This window comes from Pseudomonas sp. GL-R-26 (assembly GCF_019947365.1).
GTDB lineage: Bacteria > Pseudomonadota > Gammaproteobacteria > Pseudomonadales > Pseudomonadaceae > Aquipseudomonas.
Map to the genome: position 1 here is coordinate 38915 of NZ_JAGYGI010000015.1, position 17137 is coordinate 56051.

A 17137-nucleotide genomic window follows, 5' to 3' on the forward strand; every position below is an offset into this window, starting at 1 on the left:
AGCCTGAAGTCATCACACGCGGAAGTGGCTCACCATCTGCTGTAATTGACCACCCAGCCGCGCCAGTTCAACGCTGGACTTGGCGGTCTCATCGCTCGCCGCGGCGGTCTGTTCGGACACATCGCGCACGTTGATGATGCTGCGGCTGATCTCCTCGGCCACGGCGCTTTGCTGTTCGGCAGCGGCGGCGATCTGCTGGTTCATCGACTGGATATTGGACACTGTGCGGGTGATGTTCTCCAGTGACTCGCCGGCCTTGCGGGTCAGGGCCACGCTGCTGTCGGTGAGGACGCGGCTGTTGTTCATCACGGCGGACACTTGTTGCGTGCCGTTCTGCAGGCCGGCCACCAGGCCTTCGATTTCCTCGGTGGATTTCTGCGTACGCTGGGCCAGGCCGCGGACCTCGTCGGCCACCACGGCAAAACCACGACCGGCTTCACCGGCACGGGCCGCTTCGATGGCGGCATTGAGCGCCAGCAGGTTGGTCTGTTCGGCGACGGCCTTGATCACGTCCATGACGCTGCCGATCTTGTCGCTTTCCTGTTGCAGCACGCTCATGGCCTCGGTGGAGCGCACCACTTCGCTGGCCAGGCGCTCGATCTGGGCGATGGCTTCGTTGACCACTTTGTCACCCTCACGGGCTTCGCCGTCCGCCGCCGCAGCGGCTTGCGAGGCTTCTTCGGCGTTGCGCGCGACTTCCTGCACGGTGGCGGTCATCTCGTGCATGGCGGTGGCGACCTGATCGGTCTCGACTTTCTGGCTGTTGACCCCGGCACTGGTCTGCTCGGTCACGGCCGACAGTTCTTCGGCGGCGCTGGCGATCTGGGTCACGCCGTCGCGGATGCCGCTGATCAAGTCGCGCAGGGTTACGCCCATACGTGCGATGCCTTGCTGCAACACGCCGAGTTCGTCGCGACGGGTGACCAGCACGTTGTGGGACAGGTCACCGCTGGCGATGCGATCGACCACCGCCAGGGTTTCGCGCAATGGGCGGGTGATCTGGCGAGTGATGACCACGGCGGCAATGATGCCCACCAGCAACGCCAGCAACGTGCTGATCAGTTGCAGGGTACGGGCCTGGGCGCTTTCGGCGTCGCGACGGTCGAGCTGGATCTGATACAGCTGATCGCTCTGGGACACGATGGCGGCGCCCTGGTCGGTCATTTCCTTGCGCGCTTGCACCGCGTCATTGCTGGCGGCCTTGTAGGCCTGCAAGGCGTTGCGGTAGTTGCTCAACGCGGTTTCCAATTGACGCAGGGCGTCTTGCTGGGAATCGGCGAAGTGCGCGTTCAGCGGTTTCAGGCTGGCGATGGCGGCGTCCAGTTGGCCGACAGCTTTTTGCTCGGTCTCGGCATTGGTACTGGCGGTGTAGCCGCGCACTTCGTAGCGGGCCAGCAGGAACGCTTCCTTGGCCGCGGTGATGGCCTGGAACTGTTCGAAGCGCTGGTCGCTCAACGGCATTTGCTGCACGCGGGTATTGATGTCATTGATCAGCGTGTTGGCGGTTTCGGCGTTGGCACTCATGGCGTCACGGGCGCTGTTGCCGGCGCGATAGGCACTGCGCATCTTGCCCAGGGACGTCCTGTAGGTGTCGATGACGGCGCCTTGCTCTCGCAGCAGCTTGAGGTTTTCCGGGCTCTTGAACTTCGCCAGCAGGGCTTGCTGCTGGGCCGAGAAGGCGTCGAGGGTGGTCTGCACGCTCTGTGCGGCGGTTTCGTCGCCGTTGGTCAGCATGTATTGCAGGCGGACCACGCGCAGCTTGGTCAGGCCGGCGTTGAGTTGGGTGATGTCGCTCATCCAGTTGCTGCGGTCGATCAACCCGCCCAGGCTGGTCCAGCCGGTCAGGGCCAGGACGCAGGTCAGTGCCAGGACCAGGCCAAACCCCAGGCCCAGCTTCAGGTTCACGCTGATGTTACCGAACCAGCTATTCATCACATTCCTCCAGGAACTTGGTACTTCTTTATCGTCGGTTGGCTGGAAGATTGTTTTTTTTGGAAGCCGCCAAGCTGTGTAAGCAGGATGTATCGGCAGCAATCCCGGGAGCTGAAAGGATTTTTCCGCAGGGTTTCTGTAACAAGATTTTTACAGCGCTTTTGAGCTTTTTTTCACATACGTTTCACCAGTCACCGACGCGCCTTTCTTTAACCTGCCGGGATCTAATGGGGTAGTGTTTGCTGGCGAGGCGGCGTGATGTGGAATTAAGACTGAGTCTTTTCGGAAAAAAACGCTCGATCGATCTGAACCGCTTCGCCCGCTATCGCAACGCTGCGGTGGTGTTGGCCTCGGCGCTGCTGGTCATTCCGCTGACCTTGTTTTTGTTGCGTCCCGCCACCGCACCGGACCTGGCTCACGGCAATGTGGCCGGTGTACAGGCTTTGATGACGGGATGGGCCAAGGGCGACATCATCGTGCTGGTGCGTCACGTCGAGCGCTGCGATCACTCCTCGGCGCCTTGCCTGATCGGCAACGATGGCATTACCGAGCGCTCTCGCAGTGTTGCCGAGAGCCTTGGGGCACAGTTCAAGCACCTTGGCTTGGGCAAGGCCGATATCTACAACAGCCCGATCCTGCGCACAGCACAGACTGCCAACTTCATGTTCAACAAGGTTGGCGCGGGGGAAGACTGGCTGATCAGTTGCAAGGGCACCATGCTGCGCGATGCGCTTGCGCATAAAGTGGCCGGACGCAACCTGATTCTGGTGACCCACAGCGAGTGCATGGAGCAACTGGAAAAAGACCTCGAGTTACCGCTTTCGACCCTGGGTTATGGCGCTTCACTGTTTATTTCCGCCGAAACCCCGCAGACTCCGCGCATGCTTGGCTTCATCGACGCTTCCGACTGGAGCTCGGTGAGCACTCATTGAGTTTTTTTCCCTCTTCTTTCTGAATCAGGATTCACAATGCTGACCGCCTCTCGCTACCGCTTTTACTGGGTGAATTTTGGTATTCCGCTGGCCTGCGCGGTCGCGGTGTTCCTGATGTTCGACATGACCAGCATCGACATCGCCTTCAACAATTACTTTTTCGATCCGGTGACGCAGACGTACCCGTTGGACCAGGTCCATCTGTTCGAAAAAATCACCCACAAATGGGCGCGGATCATTCCGAACTGGACCGGCGAAATTGCGATTATCGGTGCCTTGCTGTCGTTTCTCTGGCCGCGCCTGAAGGCCGAAAAACACTCGAAAATCATCGCTTTCCTGGAAAAAATCAAAGTCGCACCGGTACTGCGCTTTGCCACCCGCCATCGACGCGACTTTCTCTACGTGGTGTTCGCGTTCTCCATCAGCACCGGGGTCATTCACTACCTCAAGGGCCACACCAGCGTGTATTGCCCGATCGAGACGACCCAGTACGGCGGCAAAATGGAGCACGTCGAGTGGTATGAGAATTTCGACCTGCTGAAAGTCGCCGGTGAGGGGCGCTGCTGGCCGGGCGGACATGCGTCGGGCGGTTTCACCATGCTGGCGTTGTACTTCGTGGCTCGCCGTTATCGGTGGCGCTATTCGAAAGCGATCATGTACGGCTCGCTGACCCTCGGTTTCATCTATGGCACCACACGGGTATTGCAAGGGTGGCACTACATGTCCCACACCTTCTGGGCCGGGATCTTCGTGTGGCTGGCGTGTTTGCTGACGGCGCTGGCGTTCTACGGGCGAGCGAGGCTGGAACAGCCCGTGCTCTCCAAAGCGCAACAACCGGTGCCGATGGCTCAGACTCAGCCTGTGAATTGAGTTGGCGTTGAACTGAAAAACCCGCAACCCGAAAGGGTTGCGGGTTTTTTTTGCCCGAGGAAACCGTCAGAAAGCTCAGGGTTCGTGTGCGACTGCGATCAACGGTACAGCAGACTCAGAGGCGGTTTTTCCAGAAACGGTTCGCTGAAAAGTCGCAGGCAACACAGTGCACGACATGACTTCTGGCTACCGGAAAAGGAAGGCCGAAAAAAACAGGCTGGAAAAAAGTGTACGGAACGATTTCTTAACAAATCGTGAACAAATGCTGTGATCTATTGGGGGGGGTAGATCGATCTTTATTTCGTCACCCTGTCTGGCTTTCCAAGCCCAGTGAGTCCCTGAGTGAAACGCACAAATTCCACCTCGATTTCTGCAAAACGTTTGGTGCTCCGAAGGATTGTGCTTGGCTCCGGCATTGCCTTCGCTCTTTTGTTGGCGACCGTTGGTTACTGGCTGTTTACGCCACCATCGCCGTACGTTCCGTTGAGCCGTCTGGACCCTGCATCGGTGTCGATGATCGCGGTGGGCGATCAGGGTAGCGGTGACTTGCAACAGTGGCGGGTGGGGCAAGCCATGGAGTGGGTTGCGTCCAGGGAGGGGCGCCTGGACATGGTTGTTTTCCTCGGCGACAACTTCTATGGCAAGCCATTGACCAGCACCCACGATCTCTACTGGGAAACCCGATTCGAGCGTGTCTATTGGGGCCATTGGCTCAGCCATGTACCGTTCTACGCGGTGCTGGGCAACCATGATTACCCGGTGTCGAAAAAATACGAGATCGAGTACGGTCAACAGCACAAGGGATCGGGCCGTTGGCAGTTGCCGGCGAATTTCTACGTCAAGGATTTCGGTGACGTCGACGGGCGGCCATTGGTGCGGATGGTGTTCCTCGACACCTCGGCGCCACGTGAGAGTTTGCAGCAGCAAATCGATTTGATCGATCAGGCGTACCAGGCACCCGGACCGGCACCGGTATGGCGAATAGCCGCGTCCCATCACCCGGTGCGCAATCAAGGCAAGCATGACGAGGAGTCGAATCTGCTCACATGGCTCTTGCCAGTGTTGCAACGCAACCACGTCGATCTGCTTTTGTCGGGTCATGATCACAACCAGCAATTGCTGTTGCGTGCAGGCGAACCCGCTTGGGTGATTTCCGGGGCCGGTGGCAAGAGGCTGTCTGCCTTGCAAACGCCAACACCGGATAGCACCTTTACTGACTCGCGGGCTGGTTTTGCCAAACTCGACCTGAGCGCCACTCAACTCAGGCTGGGGTATTACAACGACCGCGGCGATCTGGAGTCCGGCTTTCGCTGGGCCAGAGATTGCCTGTGGATGGCCAAAGGCTGTTTGCTGCCCGAGCAATCGCAAGGGAGCGTCGCGCAGGTGGCACAGTGATTGGCGCAAACCCGCAGGCAAAAAAAAGCCCGCGGGAGGGCGGGCAAACCGTAGTTTCTTGAATGAGCGAGTGCAATGTACAGGCAGTAACGGAACCGTGGGGTGAAGAAAAGTTCATCTGGATCAACGCCCCGTACCAGAGCTTGCGACACCGCTACGGCAAATGATCCGCAGCAAAGTCGGCTTCCGACCGGGCACGCAAACGGCCCTTGCGGCAGGCTTGCTGGAACCGCTCGAAATCACGTTCGTTCTGCTCGGTATAGCCTTTAGCATATTTATAGAGCGCGTCGGCCAGTGCGTCGCTCTTGCCGATGTAGCCGCTGATCACTGCCGCTTGCCCGGAAGACTTGGCATGGGCGCGAGCCAGGGCCCGGCCGCAGAGCCGGCCATAGGCGGCGAATGCGTCGCCATCGAAGGTCTCGAGTTCGGCAGAAATCTTCATGTCGCGCAATTGCCGCACATAGAAATGCCGCCCACTGGGGCCGGTGGTCCAGCCGAGGAACAAGTCGCTGGCCGATTGCATCAACCGCTGGCCGTCGACCACCCGTTGCCCCTCATGCCGTATTCGCGACCTGGTCTTCACGTAGCCGGCGAGCACCGAGCGTCGCGCTTCCTTGAATTGCAGGAACAGCGGGAACTCCTGATCGTCGGTCAGCAGCGCCACGAGGCAACGGGTGCCGACACTGCCGACGCCCACCACTTTGAACGCCATGTCCTGAACGTGAAAACGCGACACCAGATCACGGCGGTCCGCTTGCAGGGTGCCGCGGTAGTCGCGCATGAAGGTGTCGTAGAGCGGACGCCAGTCCGAGAGGCGCAACCAGTCATCATCGGCGTCCAGCAGTGTGGTGTTTTTGTGCAGGTGGAAAATTTCCGGCAGGTCATCGCGAATGATCAGACGGCCATGGGCGTCGCGTTCGCTGATTTTCGGCAGCAGTTCGGCGTGGGTGCGCCGTTCGGCTTTGGCGATGGCGCGTTCCACATGCTCCAGGGTGCTCTTGTTGGCCTGCGCCAGCAGGTCGTCATAGCTGATGGATTCGTACCAGGTTTCCAGCGCACTCTGTTCGGCGCACTCCAGCATGGTCTGCTGATAGGCGTGCACCACTTCGTGGCAGATCGTTTCCTCAACGGATTCCCCATGGCGCAAGTCGCGGGCGGCCACCAGGAAGCTCGCCACCAGGCGTTTCAAGTCCCACTCCCACGGCCCGGGATGGGCTTCGTCGAAGTCGTTGACGCTGAACAGCAGGTTGCGCTCAGGCGTTGCGAAACCGCCGAAGTTCATCAAGTGGCTATCGCCACAAATCGGCGAAACCAGCCCCATGTTCGAGGTGCCCGCCAGGTCGTGGGCCTGCAGCAACGCGTTGCCGCGATAGAACGTGAACGGTGAAACCAGCATCCGTCCGTAGCGCAACTCCACCAGCGATTTGATGCGTCCTTCACTCGACGCCTTGATCAGCGGTATGGGGTCGCGGTCGACATTGCCCAAGGCTGCTTGCGAACTGCGGGAGCACTTCTTGCGCGCATTCTTGCCTTGCTTCAAACGGTCGGTGAGGGTGGTCATGGAGGCCTATTCGACAGGGGTTGTGGGGCAATTGCGGATTGAGTGTAGAAGGGCTTTGCGGGTTCGTCCGAAGTGTTTGCGCAACGACTAATCTGTCTGTCAGGCATCGACTTGATGCCATCACCCGGAAACAAGGAGGCCCGTGTTTTCATTGCCGGTTTCACTGCTGCTGGCGTTCCTCATCGGCTGGGTCTCTCAGCGCATGGGTATGTGCCTGGTCAATGCCATGGGGCTGCTGCTCAAGCGTCGGCCGACCCTGTTCGTGTCGCTGGTCAGTTGTGGTCTGTTCGGTCTGTTGCTCGCACCGCTCTACGCCTTGTCTGGCGTCAGTCAGCCGCTGTTCATCCCTGAAGTTGGCTATCTGTCACTGGTCGGTGGCGGTTTGTTGTTCGGCCTCGCCTCGGTACTCAACGACGGATGCAGTGTCGGCACCCTCACCAAGCTCGCCAGCGGTAATCTCAACAAGGTCTTCACCATCCTCGGCTGGGTGCTGGGCATCGTACTGTGGCATCACCTGAACATGCTGCCCGAACACCGGGCGCTGCAAATGCCGATGATCACCAGCCGTCATTACTGGCTGGTCATTGGCATCGTGCTGCTGATTTTGCTGTTCCTGATCCGGATTCACGGCGACAGACACCTGGTGCTGTCGAGCCTGCTCCTGGGGGCGTTGACCAGTGCTCTCTACGCCTTTGAACCGTTGTGGACGCCCAGCGTGTTTTTCTACGATCTCTCGCAATCGTTCTGGGTCTCGAGCGACACATCATTGACTACCCCGCGTGTGGCGGTGTTCGCCATGCTGATGCTGGGCATGCTCTGTTACACCTTGCATCGCCGCACGTTCAACTTTCAGCGGTTTGCAGCGATGACAGCGGGCAGGCATTTGCTCGCAGGCGTGTTGATGGGGACCGGTGCGTCGATGATGCTGGGCGGCAATGACTCGCAGATTTTATTGGTGTTTCCGACGCTGACTTGGGTGGGAGCGGTGCCGTTGGTGTCGATTGTGTTGGGGATATTGGTGGGGGTTGGGGTGAGGCGGGTGAGTAAGGCAAACTCGCAATAATGTTCTGTATACGATACATTTAAATATAAATGTCATGGTAACTGAACATGGAATACGCCCTGCTGATCTCTCGACTCGGTGGCCAAATACGTGAAATGCGTATTCGGCGCGGTCTGACACAAGCTCGACTTGCTGAGCTCGCCGGTTTGACGCGGCAGAAAGTCATTGCTGTCGAGAAGGGTGCCGATACTGTTGCCATGAACGCTTACGCAAGAGTCTTGAGCGCTTTGGACTGCGAGCTCACCGTTATACCGGCAGCCATGCCGACCCTTGAAGAGCTTGGGGAGTTGTTCGAATGAAAATGACCTCCCTCAAAGTCAGTACGCCAGAGGGCCATAGCGGCCGAATCCTCACCAGCGGCGATGATTATATTTTCCGCTATCAAGAAGACGCTTTGCCCAACACGGCCATCAGTCTGTCGATGCCCGTGCGGGCTGACGAGTTTCGTCGGCGGGATCTGCATCCCGTATTCCAGATGAACCTTCCTGAAGGCTATATGTTGGAGCAGTTGCGCAATCGCCTGGCGAAAACCGTAAACGTCGATCCAATGTTGTTGCTTGCTCTTTCTGGCAGCAGTTCGCCAATAGGCAGGATTCAGGTGCATTCCGAAACCGTTGATGCCCTGCTTGGTGAACAGCAGTTCCCTGGAGAAAAACTCGAAGAAATTCTCACGTGGGATGGAGCCGAAGATATCTTCGCCGACCTTCTTGACCGCTACATTTTACGGGCAGGTATATCGGGTGTTCAGCCGAAGGTTTTGGTGCCTGAGCAGCAAGATTTCGAATTGCGACGAGCCACCTCGAAAACCTCTGACTTGATAATCAAGAGTGGCCGGGATGAGTTTCCAGGACTGGCCATCAATGAGTTCCTTTGCATGTCCATTGCCAAGGAGGCGGGCATTCTGGTCCCGCAGTTTTACCTGTCCGACAATGCAAAGCTGTTTGTCATGCGTCGCTTTGATCGGGACGAGCAGCTTAACCCGATTGGATTCGAGGACATGGCCGCACTGATGGGGCTCTCGGCCGATCAAAAGTACAGCAAAAGTTATGCAGCCATTGCCAAAGCGATTCGGCTGTTTTGCCCGGCAAACAATCAACGAACCTCGCTTGATCAACTTTTCGATTACGTAGCGCTGAGCTGTATCGTTGGGAACGGCGATGCTCATTTGAAGAACTTCGGCTTGCTCTATTCGGAGCCGACCCAGCGTGACGCCCGCCTCGCGCCGGCATACGACATCGTTAATACGACGGCCTATATCCCTGAAGATGTTTTGGCGCTGGACCTTGTGGGTAACAAGTCGTTGTTTGCTTCCCGTCAGGGGTTGTTGGAATTTGCGCTGACGTGTGAGGTGGAACATCCTGAGTTGCGTATTCATCGATTGCTTGCGGCAGTTGAGTTGGTGCTGAAGCGCTACCCTGAGTTTCGGGAGCAGGCGCCTCATGTGGTGAAGGCAATACAGCACGCGGCAGCGCCTTTCGCCCTGACGTTTGGGTAGTTTGAACATCAATGAAAATGGGCGACTTCAGGGAAGTCGCCCATTTTGTTTTTCCGAGATCAAACCTGCATCCGCAACCGCCGCCCAACCACATCCAGCAAATCGCATCCATCGCGCAGGGACGTGACCAGCACCCGCGCCAGTTCGCTGTAAACACCCTCGTCAGCCGCGAAGCTCTCCAGCAATTGCGTCGCGGTTCGAATGCGATAGGCGGCTGTTTCATGCAGCACATCCAGCGGTGCTTCGGTATCGATCAGCAGCGATGCGATGGTGCAGTCGATGCCGGTCATCGGCATGTATCGATCCATCTCAAGCCTCCACTTCGTCGAGAGGCGCGATGTTGTCCAGTGCCCGGTTCACCAGCAATTGCGCCAGCACGGCCAACTGCTGGATCGCCAGGGCGATGTTGCGAGGCGAACTCTCAAGCTCGCAGGCAAGGTCGGTGCTCATGACGTTGAGCGAGGCGAGGGTTTCGCTGGCGTGGGTGAGCAGGGACGGTGTGTCGATGTTGGGGCGGAGGGTGAAGACGTGGCTGATGGGGTCGAGGTGATTGGGGTTGCGGAGGCGGGCGCTGATGGCGGGTTCGGTGGTTTTTGAGAGTTGGGATAAGTCGATTTTGTCTTCAGCTAAATTAGCTGGGGTTCCCGGGGGATTGGGGCTGTTCTTTTTCAAGATGGCATTCCTCACACTGTTTAGAGAAGCTGCCATCCCCTGCTGTCAAACAGGATTGGGTGGCAGCTATACGCGGGTTGACAGACCGGAAGTGTGAGAACCCGGTGCACCCGAAGGTGCCCCGCGCACAGCCGCCATAATCGTGACTACATGCGCGAATGCATGCTGTCTGATTTGGGAGGTGTGAAGATTACACTTTCAGCCTGTCAAAGCCGATCGCTGATTTGCAGCGACCCCTGAAGGCTATCGTCGAGAAGTTGCGTCCGCCAGTTCATGAAAGGCGATGCGTTTTGCGGGAAATGTCCTAGGACGCGGTGAAGTCGTTGCATCGATCACAGGTCACTTGATCTCACCGTGTGCTTGAAATGATGCTCCCAAAGCCTGACCCCCAACCCGCCCGTCCGGTCCAGCGATGACCCCACCGTCAAATCCGTAATCAACGTCGGTTGCAAACCCGCATCAAACAGCGCAAATCCCGCCGCCAGGCAGCAGGTCTCGGTCTGCAGGCCGCACACCAGCACGCGTTCGACGTTGAGGCTTCTCAGATAGTCGATGGTTTCCGCTGTGGGCGCGTAGCCGTGCTTGATAAAGATGCGGTCGGCCGGGATCAGGCTGTCATCGTCCGGCGCGGGGTGCCAGCCGAGCTGTTTTTCGAAGGGGGTTATGGACTCGTCGTGGCGCTCGACTGTGGCGACACTGGGCAGGGTGCCGATGAGCGCCTGGATACCGTCGATCAGCCACTGCGGTGGGGCGAAGCCGGGTTGTACGTCGATGATCAGGAGGGCTTGGCGCATGGGCTTCTCCGAGGGGATGGCAGTGATAGGGGCGACTGTGGATGCAAAATGTTCTGGATGGTCTCGTTGGCAGGCCAGCTGCGAAGTTCAGCCGTTACCAATGCCCATATTGCAACCATGCACATAGCGGCATTGCGCGACTGTCCATGTGACCCTATCGTCAGATTTTACCTGCCACAAAGTGCTTTTGTGAGTTGTGGGCGTACGATGTAACTCACGTTTTCGCTGAATTCCTGGGGGAGCGAACGAAGTGACCGGGCGATGTTGAATTGGAGAAAAGTCATGATTCGCAAGCACTACTTGAAAGCCCTGGCGACGCTGCTCATCGCCTCTGGCGTGCAGTGGGTGACGCTACCCGTCTACGCGACCGAGCAGGGTGAACAGCGACGTGAAGCTCGCGATACCAGGCAGGAAGGGCGCTCCACTGCCCGGCAAACCAAGGATGTATGCAGGAAGGGCAGTGACAAGAGCAACGTGGAATGTCGCCAGGACAAGCGCAGCACCAAGCAGGATACCCGGCGCACAGCCCGGGACATCAAGTACTGATCGTTGGTGTGGGTTCTGCATCAGACTGTTGCAGGGCTTGCGATGCAGCCAGAAACAACAAAGCCCGCACAGGGCGGGCTTCGTTGGTGTCTCAGTTGGGCCGGGGTAATTTGAAACAAGTCGGTATCTATCGGTTTTTTCTGGTTAATAATTTATTGGTCAACTTGCTTGGAATACCAGTTGGAACGCTGCGTGGTCTGGATTCCGATGGACGGTGCTTTTTAAGCTCCACGCCATTAATGAGTAGGCATCGAATCTATCAAGCAAATGGCCGTGTAAACATTAGCTATGGCTGGTGACCAACTGCTGATGATCATGGCCCCTGCGCGTACGATGCTCCACTCGTAGGTACAGAGGCTCCTAGCAAACGATTCCGTCAGTGACTGCTGTGTTGACTAAGTCGGCTCTTGAAGAATTGCGCAGTCTCTTTATCGGTGCAGTACAGGTAGCAACCCTTCATCCCGCGAGTCATCAAGGTTCGGTACGTATTTTTGATGATCAGGTCAGTTTCTTTTTTCGCCAGAGCAGGTTGCTCCTTCATCATTTTTTTCCAGCCGCGAATCGATTTATCGTGTTTGTCGCGCTCATTCGGGGATGTCACAACGTTGCCATCACGTACGACCAGGTCTGGCCCGATAATGACTCCGATATAGTCGACTTCCAGACCTTGGCAGGTATGAATGCAGCCAACCTGCTCGATGGAGTTCTCAGCGATGATCCAAAGGCTGCCATCCTGATCCAGGTTCCATTGTCGCGTGTAGTCACCGATGACGATATCGGCAGCGTTGGGGGCTTTCTTGCTCAACCAAGGCCAACAGTAGCCCGCGACTACGCGAGCCTTGTTTCCATGGTTTTTCTCGTCGATGGCGTCATGCAGCGCCTGAGGCGAGTCGAACACCTTGAACTCGTACTCCGAGGTGTCGAGCGTCGGATTTGCTGTCGAGCGAATGCCAAGGACGTCATCCAGCCATGCCATGTAACCGTCAGAACCACTGCAGCGAAACTGTGAAGACAGCACATATTCCTCGACCACAGCCCCCTTGGCTTTGGCAAAGGCGCGTATCGCCTGCTTGCTGCCTATGTCGCTCAGGGTCACACGTTGGTCTTCATCGATGAAGAAAATTGAGCATTTCGCTGATTCAATCAGCTCCTTGATCTGGTTTTCGCCAAGGTTCCCATAAAGCCCGCTTTTCTCATTCAGCCGGTGAGCTTCGTCCACGATAAGCGCATCGAATGTGTTGGGCTCAGTGTCGATGAACGCCCCAGAGCCTGAAAAGAAATTCGAGAAATGGCTGCGTTTGATGGTGCCAACCAGTTTGCTTTCGTAGACCTTGCGTGGGGCGGCATTCTTCGAGACATATTTGCTTAACAGCCTCAATTCTGTGAGCCTCACCAGCAAATTGATAGCCAGAACAGTTTTCCCGGTGCCCGGCCCCCCTTCAATGATCAGCACCTTTGGTGCCTGGTCCGAGGCTTCGCTTGCTGCCGCAAGCGCCGACTCAAAAATTGCTTTCTGATCGTCAATCAATACGAACTCTGGCTTGCCTGTCATCAGCCCTTCAAGGGCTTCGGCTAGCGCTTTGGACGGGCGGATTTTCCCATCGGACAGTTCGTAGAGAACCTCTTTGTTGTCGCCGTGAGCAATATGCTTTTTCAGGAAGCTTCTGAGTTTGGTGAGCTCGTCCGGCCCTTTCAGGAACAGTGGGGCTTTGCTGATGTGGGGCTCGTAGTGAGCTGAGTCGATGATGCCGTCGCTGACGTAGTTATGAAGGTAGGCACACGGACGGATCTCGATGCTTTTGTCATACACCGCCTCGTTGAAGCCCTCCAGCAGCGCGGCGTATGACCATACCTGATAGGACGGGTGAATGGTCTCAACGAGGCCGCCACCCAATGCCGTTTTGACGATGGCATCCTTGGTGGTGGCGTTGGCCTTGCTCCATTGCTTCAATTCGATCAAGACGGCTTTTTTTGCCTGATTTTCGTCGCGACCGGTGAGCAGAAAATCGATTCGCTTCGACGACTGCGGAATGTGTAACTCAATGGCCAGGCCCGCGTCGCTCGGCAGGCCTTCATCCCTAAGGACCTTGGCCATGTACGTTAGCGATCCTTGCCACGACCTGATTTCCGACCTGCCAACGGTCTTGCCGGTGGCCTCCTTGTAATGCCTGAGGATCACGTCCTCGATGTCATCGTTATCGTTGTCTTTTAGAAATTGCTGTTTGGTCGCAGCGTAAACGATCACGGGTTGTCCTTAGATTCGGGTTGATCAGAGTCGGTCGTACTTTTTGCTGCTGCTTTTGGCTTTATCCACGGGGTATTTCTGGCCGTTCGAGGCGAGTTTCCGTGTCACCGCTTCGTTGAGATCAACGCCGAGTACGCTGCTCAGGCGAACCAGGTACATTAGTACGTCCGCCAATTCGTCCTTGACGGCTTGGCCCATTTCGGGGCTTTTTGCGGCGGAGAGCGAATCGGCATCGCTCATCCATTGGAAAATCTCGCACAGCTCTCCTACCTCGCCAGTGAGAGCCAGGATGAGATTTTTGGGGGAGTGGAACTGTTGCCAGTCGCGATCATCTGCGAAACGCTGAAGGGATGCGGCAAGCTTCACTACGTCAACCAGTGTCGCGGATGAGCTGTCTGAGTCACTCACGGGGCTATCTCTTGGATATCAGTGGGGGGCAAGAAATGTGTAGGAAATCCGGCCTTGGATTGTAAGGGTTTTCGCTGTTTGCGCAGGTTTTTTGTGTGTTTCTCTCACGCGCTGTCTGCCGGCCGAATTCCTTGCCAGCGTTCGCTATTTGCTTTGAGCGTGGCGAAGTGTGCCGTCAACAAACAGATCTTCCAGTGCCTGTCGGCGGGCGTAGCTCAGTTGGCCGCGACGACGATCATGCCCACCGACCAGCGTCCTTTTCTTCACCCAGTTCGTTTGTTTGCAGATAGAGCAGCAGCGCTTTCCAATGGGGACTGACGCTGTCCAACTGCTGCCAGATTGCTGGGCGGAATCGAATCGGAGGCGCGTACGGTGGCACAGAGTTGTGCCCTTTGGTTTCTCGAGCGGGGGCGATGTCCACCTGGTAAGGGTGCAAGTTTTAGTTTGCGGATGTCTGATGTCGCCCAAGATAAGCGTCTGGCGGAGAGCGATGTAGAATCAAGAGTATCAGTGCTAGCGACTCGCCGTTCTCAAGTGGAGAACGTGGGATTTACAAAGACGTTAGTGCTCAGTTAAGCGTAGTGACATATCGACTGGGCGAAGACGCGATTATCGTCGCATATAGTCAACCGTATGGGCGCTTTCATAATTTACGTATCTTAGAGTGTGTTCTAGTCGCCCCTTAGTCATAGATCTAGGATCTAGTGAAAAAATGGGGCGACATCATTGGGTTATTGCCGTCACAAAAAATACCCTATTGAATGTCTATGTACTTCCTTATTTCAAACTGAACAAGATCATCTTGCGACTTTACATAGTTAGAAAATTCGCTATTGTATTTAACCTCGCCCAATTCACTTATTGAAATATTCCCCGTCTGCTTGTCACGTTCCAGTTTGTTAACCAAAGATCCGCTAATGCCCATTTTGACAAATTCGGCATTCATTTTTTTTGTGGTCCCGTAAATATGCAGGTTGTAGTCATTTTCAGTAAGTAGGCGTAAGTCATACAGGGCTTTCACGTATTCATTTAAACTATAAGAAACAAAGTCACTTTCTATCTTGATTTTCACAAGTGCCAAGTTTACCAGTTCTTTGTCTGTTTTTTTTGATAGATCTATATATACATTGTTTCCGTGCACGCCATCGACCCTATTTTTGGCTATCTCTCCATAGGAACTTCCAATGAAAAACTCTTTTCCACTATCAGTAAATTTAATGCTCTGAAAATACCCCACCGTTTCTGACAAGTGGTCCTTAAGGTTCAAACGGTGTAGATTTCTCGTGAATAATTTGTAGAAGTCCCTGGCTTTTGGGTGCTGAAGGCGAAGAAACGCAGCGTCTGAAATCTGATTCTCAAGAGTCTTGATAAAAAACAAATGCACCTTATCGATTACGTCAGATGTGACCCACTCCTCGCTTGAAAAAATTGTGTCGAGACGCCCTTCAAGTAATCCAAAGACTGACTCAGGATTATAATATACGGATGAAATTCCTGACTCCATCAGAGTATGCTTTACCTTGCTAGACTCGACTCCATCACTGTATATCAGGAAATCCTCTTTGCTCCGAAGATATTCCAGTTTGCTAATTTTTTGCTCTAGATCATCTAAGCTTTCTTGATCGGTGCTCTCGCGTGCTATCTCCAAATCCTTAGTTATGCGTTCTAGGTCGAAATTCAGCAGTAGCGGGTTTTCTATCTTGTCTTTAAATGTACCGTTTTTCAGAAGTCTTATTTTGTTTTCCATTTTTCCACCTTTCCGGTTAAACTCGTCTGAGTTTACAAAGTGTATAGGTGGAAGAAGCCTTTCAAGAGATTTTCTGCTGTCGTCGAAAACTTCGTTAAGCCTATTTACCCTGCCAATCAGGTTGGTTAGTGATTTTCCATCTAGGTCGTAAGTATTAAGAATGTAAAGGTTGTCGATCGGTAGGTTGACTCCCTCAAGAATCACTGAGTTCGCGACCATGTACTTAAGTTCTTTGGTTTGCGAAAATTTGTGCTCCAAGTATTCTTTTATTAAGTCCGGGAGCTTTCCATGCAAATAGATCAATCCCTTTTTTATGTGGTCCACACAATAGAAATCGGTGTGAACGTTGTTCGAAATTGTTTGAGATAGGTCGTTGAGCGCTATTGATTCCATATAAGCCAGCTTCTGGCTTACAAGCATGGAAAGCTCTTCAACTTTTTTGGGTGCTCTGAGGTATAGGAAGTTTTTTTCTTTTTTATTCTTGATTATGTAATTAACGAAATTCGACTCGTTTTCTAAGTGATAAAATTCGTTCATGAATCTGTTGTAAGCGTGTTGCTCTCCATTTGTTTTTAATTCATATATGTCCGGTTCTTTGATATTGCTTGCAATGCGCCTCTCGAAAATTTTCTGGCTTTCATACGTTTTGAGGTTTTCAGTTTCAGAGATCAGTGGCGACAGGTAGTAGTTTATCGATTCCGGGTTTCGGAGCCTATTCCTACGTATTAGCCTTGTCAGCAGAATGCTTCTTGCGTCCATTTCGAAGAGGTTGTGGGCCTCATCAATCACCAGCAGGTCAAAAGATATACTGGTATTTTTTAAAAGTCTAAGGGCGCGTTCTTGAGTAAATATGGAAATAAAATCCCCTGCGCCATCATACATTTCATCATGGAATATAATGTGGCGAAGCGGGAAATTTGCTTTGATTAGTTTGTAAGTTTGAATTAGAAGTGACTTTGTTGGGACGATGATTGCGGTTGTCTTGGGATTCCTTGATTTTATTATGTCAACAATTAATGTGCTTTTCCCAAATGAGGTTGGTGCAATGTAACAGTTTTCCTTGCTATTGCTGTCAATTATGTGCTCCCGATATTTTTTCTGCTCGTAGGTTTCGGTTATATCATTGTTCAGGAATTTCTCTAGCTGGTACTCTAAGGTGAAATTTGTGCTGGTTAAGTTTTCCGTTAATTTGTTTTTTGATATGTATTGCGCTATCGGATAGATCCCGAAGTTCGAGCTTGCGTCTAATAGTGGCTGATAATAATTGTTGTTTATTGCGCACTTCAAGGTTATGTAGTATGCAATTTCAAAGTAGGTTGATTTTCTTTTGTCGCCACTGTATTCGTTAAAAAATATAATTGCACAGCTTAGGATAAACTCGAGCTCTCTATCATCAAGCTGAATATTTAGAGATGTCTTTTTCATGACTTCTGAGAATAATTTGTTGTTCTTGAGCCAAGTCAGGCTAATTGCCATT

15 protein-coding genes and 1 pseudogene are annotated in these 17137 nt (G+C 54.2%); 7 read left to right on the forward strand and 9 right to left on the reverse strand.

Features of this window, described 5'->3' with window-relative positions:
• Window positions 1–12 precede the first annotated feature (12 nt).
• Window positions 13–876: a methyl-accepting chemotaxis protein gene (locus tag KGA96_RS29910; RefSeq protein ID WP_371318451.1), complete on the reverse strand. Its 864-nt coding sequence runs from the start codon at window positions 874–876 to the stop codon at window positions 13–15.
• 42 nt (window positions 877–918) lie between these two features.
• Window positions 919–1932, reverse strand: a pseudogene (locus KGA96_RS29915) (methyl-accepting chemotaxis protein); the annotation flags it as partial.
• A 260-nt stretch (window positions 1933–2192) separates the two neighbouring features.
• Here KGA96_RS29915 and KGA96_RS16985 point away from each other — a divergent pair.
• From KGA96_RS16985 to KGA96_RS16995, 3 genes are all read left to right on the forward strand, one after another.
• Window positions 2193–2864: a histidine phosphatase family protein gene (locus KGA96_RS16985; RefSeq protein ID WP_223513776.1), complete on the forward strand. Its 672-nt coding sequence runs from the start codon at window positions 2193–2195 to the stop codon at window positions 2862–2864.
• 36 nt (window positions 2865–2900) lie between these two features.
• Window positions 2901–3734 (forward strand): phosphatase PAP2 family protein, encoded by an 834-nt coding sequence (locus KGA96_RS16990; protein ID WP_223513779.1) that lies wholly within the window; start codon window positions 2901–2903, stop codon window positions 3732–3734.
• 342 nt (window positions 3735–4076) lie between these two features.
• Entirely contained in the window at window positions 4077–5129 is a 1053-nt protein-coding gene (locus KGA96_RS16995; RefSeq protein WP_223513781.1) for a metallophosphoesterase, read from the forward strand.
• Window positions 5130–5283: 154 nt separating this feature from the next.
• Here KGA96_RS16995 and KGA96_RS17000 read toward each other — a convergent pair whose 3' ends face one another.
• Window positions 5284–6690, reverse strand: a complete 1407-nt coding sequence (locus tag KGA96_RS17000; RefSeq protein WP_223513783.1) for a DUF2252 domain-containing protein — start codon at window positions 6688–6690, stop codon at window positions 5284–5286.
• A 142-nt stretch (window positions 6691–6832) separates the two neighbouring features.
• Here KGA96_RS17000 and KGA96_RS17005 point away from each other — a divergent pair, with 142 nt between their 5' ends.
• From KGA96_RS17005 to KGA96_RS17015, 3 genes are read left to right on the forward strand one after another with little or no spacing between them, the layout of a single operon-like run.
• Window positions 6833–7753 carry a YeeE/YedE thiosulfate transporter family protein gene (locus KGA96_RS17005; protein ID WP_223513785.1) on the forward strand — a complete coding sequence of 307 codons (921 nt, stop codon included), beginning with the start codon at window positions 6833–6835 and terminating at the stop codon, window positions 7751–7753.
• Between the two features lie 47 nt (window positions 7754–7800).
• Entirely contained in the window at window positions 7801–8052 is a 252-nt protein-coding gene (locus KGA96_RS17010; RefSeq protein WP_223513787.1) for a helix-turn-helix domain-containing protein, read from the forward strand.
• Window positions 8049–9248: a type II toxin-antitoxin system HipA family toxin gene (locus KGA96_RS17015; protein ID WP_223513789.1), complete on the forward strand. Its 1200-nt coding sequence runs from the start codon at window positions 8049–8051 to the stop codon at window positions 9246–9248. Before KGA96_RS17010 ends, KGA96_RS17015 begins: the two co-directional genes overlap by 4 nt.
• A gap of 59 nt (window positions 9249–9307) precedes the next feature.
• Here the strand turns inward: KGA96_RS17015 and KGA96_RS17020 are convergent, their stop codons facing one another.
• From KGA96_RS17020 to KGA96_RS17030, 3 genes are all read right to left on the reverse strand, one after another.
• Window positions 9308–9556 carry a hypothetical protein gene (locus KGA96_RS17020; protein ID WP_056728170.1) on the reverse strand — a complete coding sequence of 83 codons (249 nt, stop codon included), beginning with the start codon at window positions 9554–9556 and terminating at the stop codon, window positions 9308–9310.
• 1 nt (window position 9557) lies between these two features.
• Window positions 9558–9920 (reverse strand): DUF6124 family protein, encoded by a 363-nt coding sequence (locus tag KGA96_RS17025; RefSeq protein ID WP_223513791.1) that lies wholly within the window; start codon window positions 9918–9920, stop codon window positions 9558–9560.
• Window positions 9921–10252: 332 nt separating this feature from the next.
• On the reverse strand, window positions 10253–10714 hold the full coding sequence (locus KGA96_RS17030; protein ID WP_223513793.1) for an isochorismatase family protein: 462 nt from the start codon (window positions 10712–10714) through the stop codon (window positions 10253–10255).
• A gap of 282 nt (window positions 10715–10996) precedes the next feature.
• On the opposite strand from KGA96_RS17030, the gene KGA96_RS17035 reads away from it, so the two are divergent.
• The gene (locus tag KGA96_RS17035) at window positions 10997–11260 is read left to right on the forward strand and encodes a hypothetical protein (protein WP_223513795.1); all 264 of its coding nucleotides are present in this window, start codon (window positions 10997–10999) and stop codon (window positions 11258–11260) included.
• A gap of 376 nt (window positions 11261–11636) precedes the next feature.
• On the opposite strand, the gene KGA96_RS17040 is transcribed toward KGA96_RS17035, so the two are convergent.
• The 3 genes from KGA96_RS17040 to KGA96_RS17050 all read right to left on the reverse strand — a co-directional run bounded on the left by KGA96_RS17040 (window position 11637) and on the right by KGA96_RS17050 (window position 17136).
• Window positions 11637–13505 carry a DNA/RNA helicase domain-containing protein gene (locus KGA96_RS17040; protein WP_223513798.1) on the reverse strand — a complete coding sequence of 623 codons (1869 nt, stop codon included), beginning with the start codon at window positions 13503–13505 and terminating at the stop codon, window positions 11637–11639.
• A 24-nt stretch (window positions 13506–13529) separates the two neighbouring features.
• Entirely contained in the window at window positions 13530–13913 is a 384-nt protein-coding gene (locus KGA96_RS17045) for a nucleotide pyrophosphohydrolase (protein ID WP_090204797.1), read from the reverse strand.
• Window positions 13914–14667: 754 nt separating this feature from the next.
• On the reverse strand, window positions 14668–17136 hold the full coding sequence (locus tag KGA96_RS17050; protein ID WP_223513801.1) for a DEAD/DEAH box helicase: 2469 nt from the start codon (window positions 17134–17136) through the stop codon (window positions 14668–14670).
• Window position 17137: the final 1 nt, after the last annotated feature.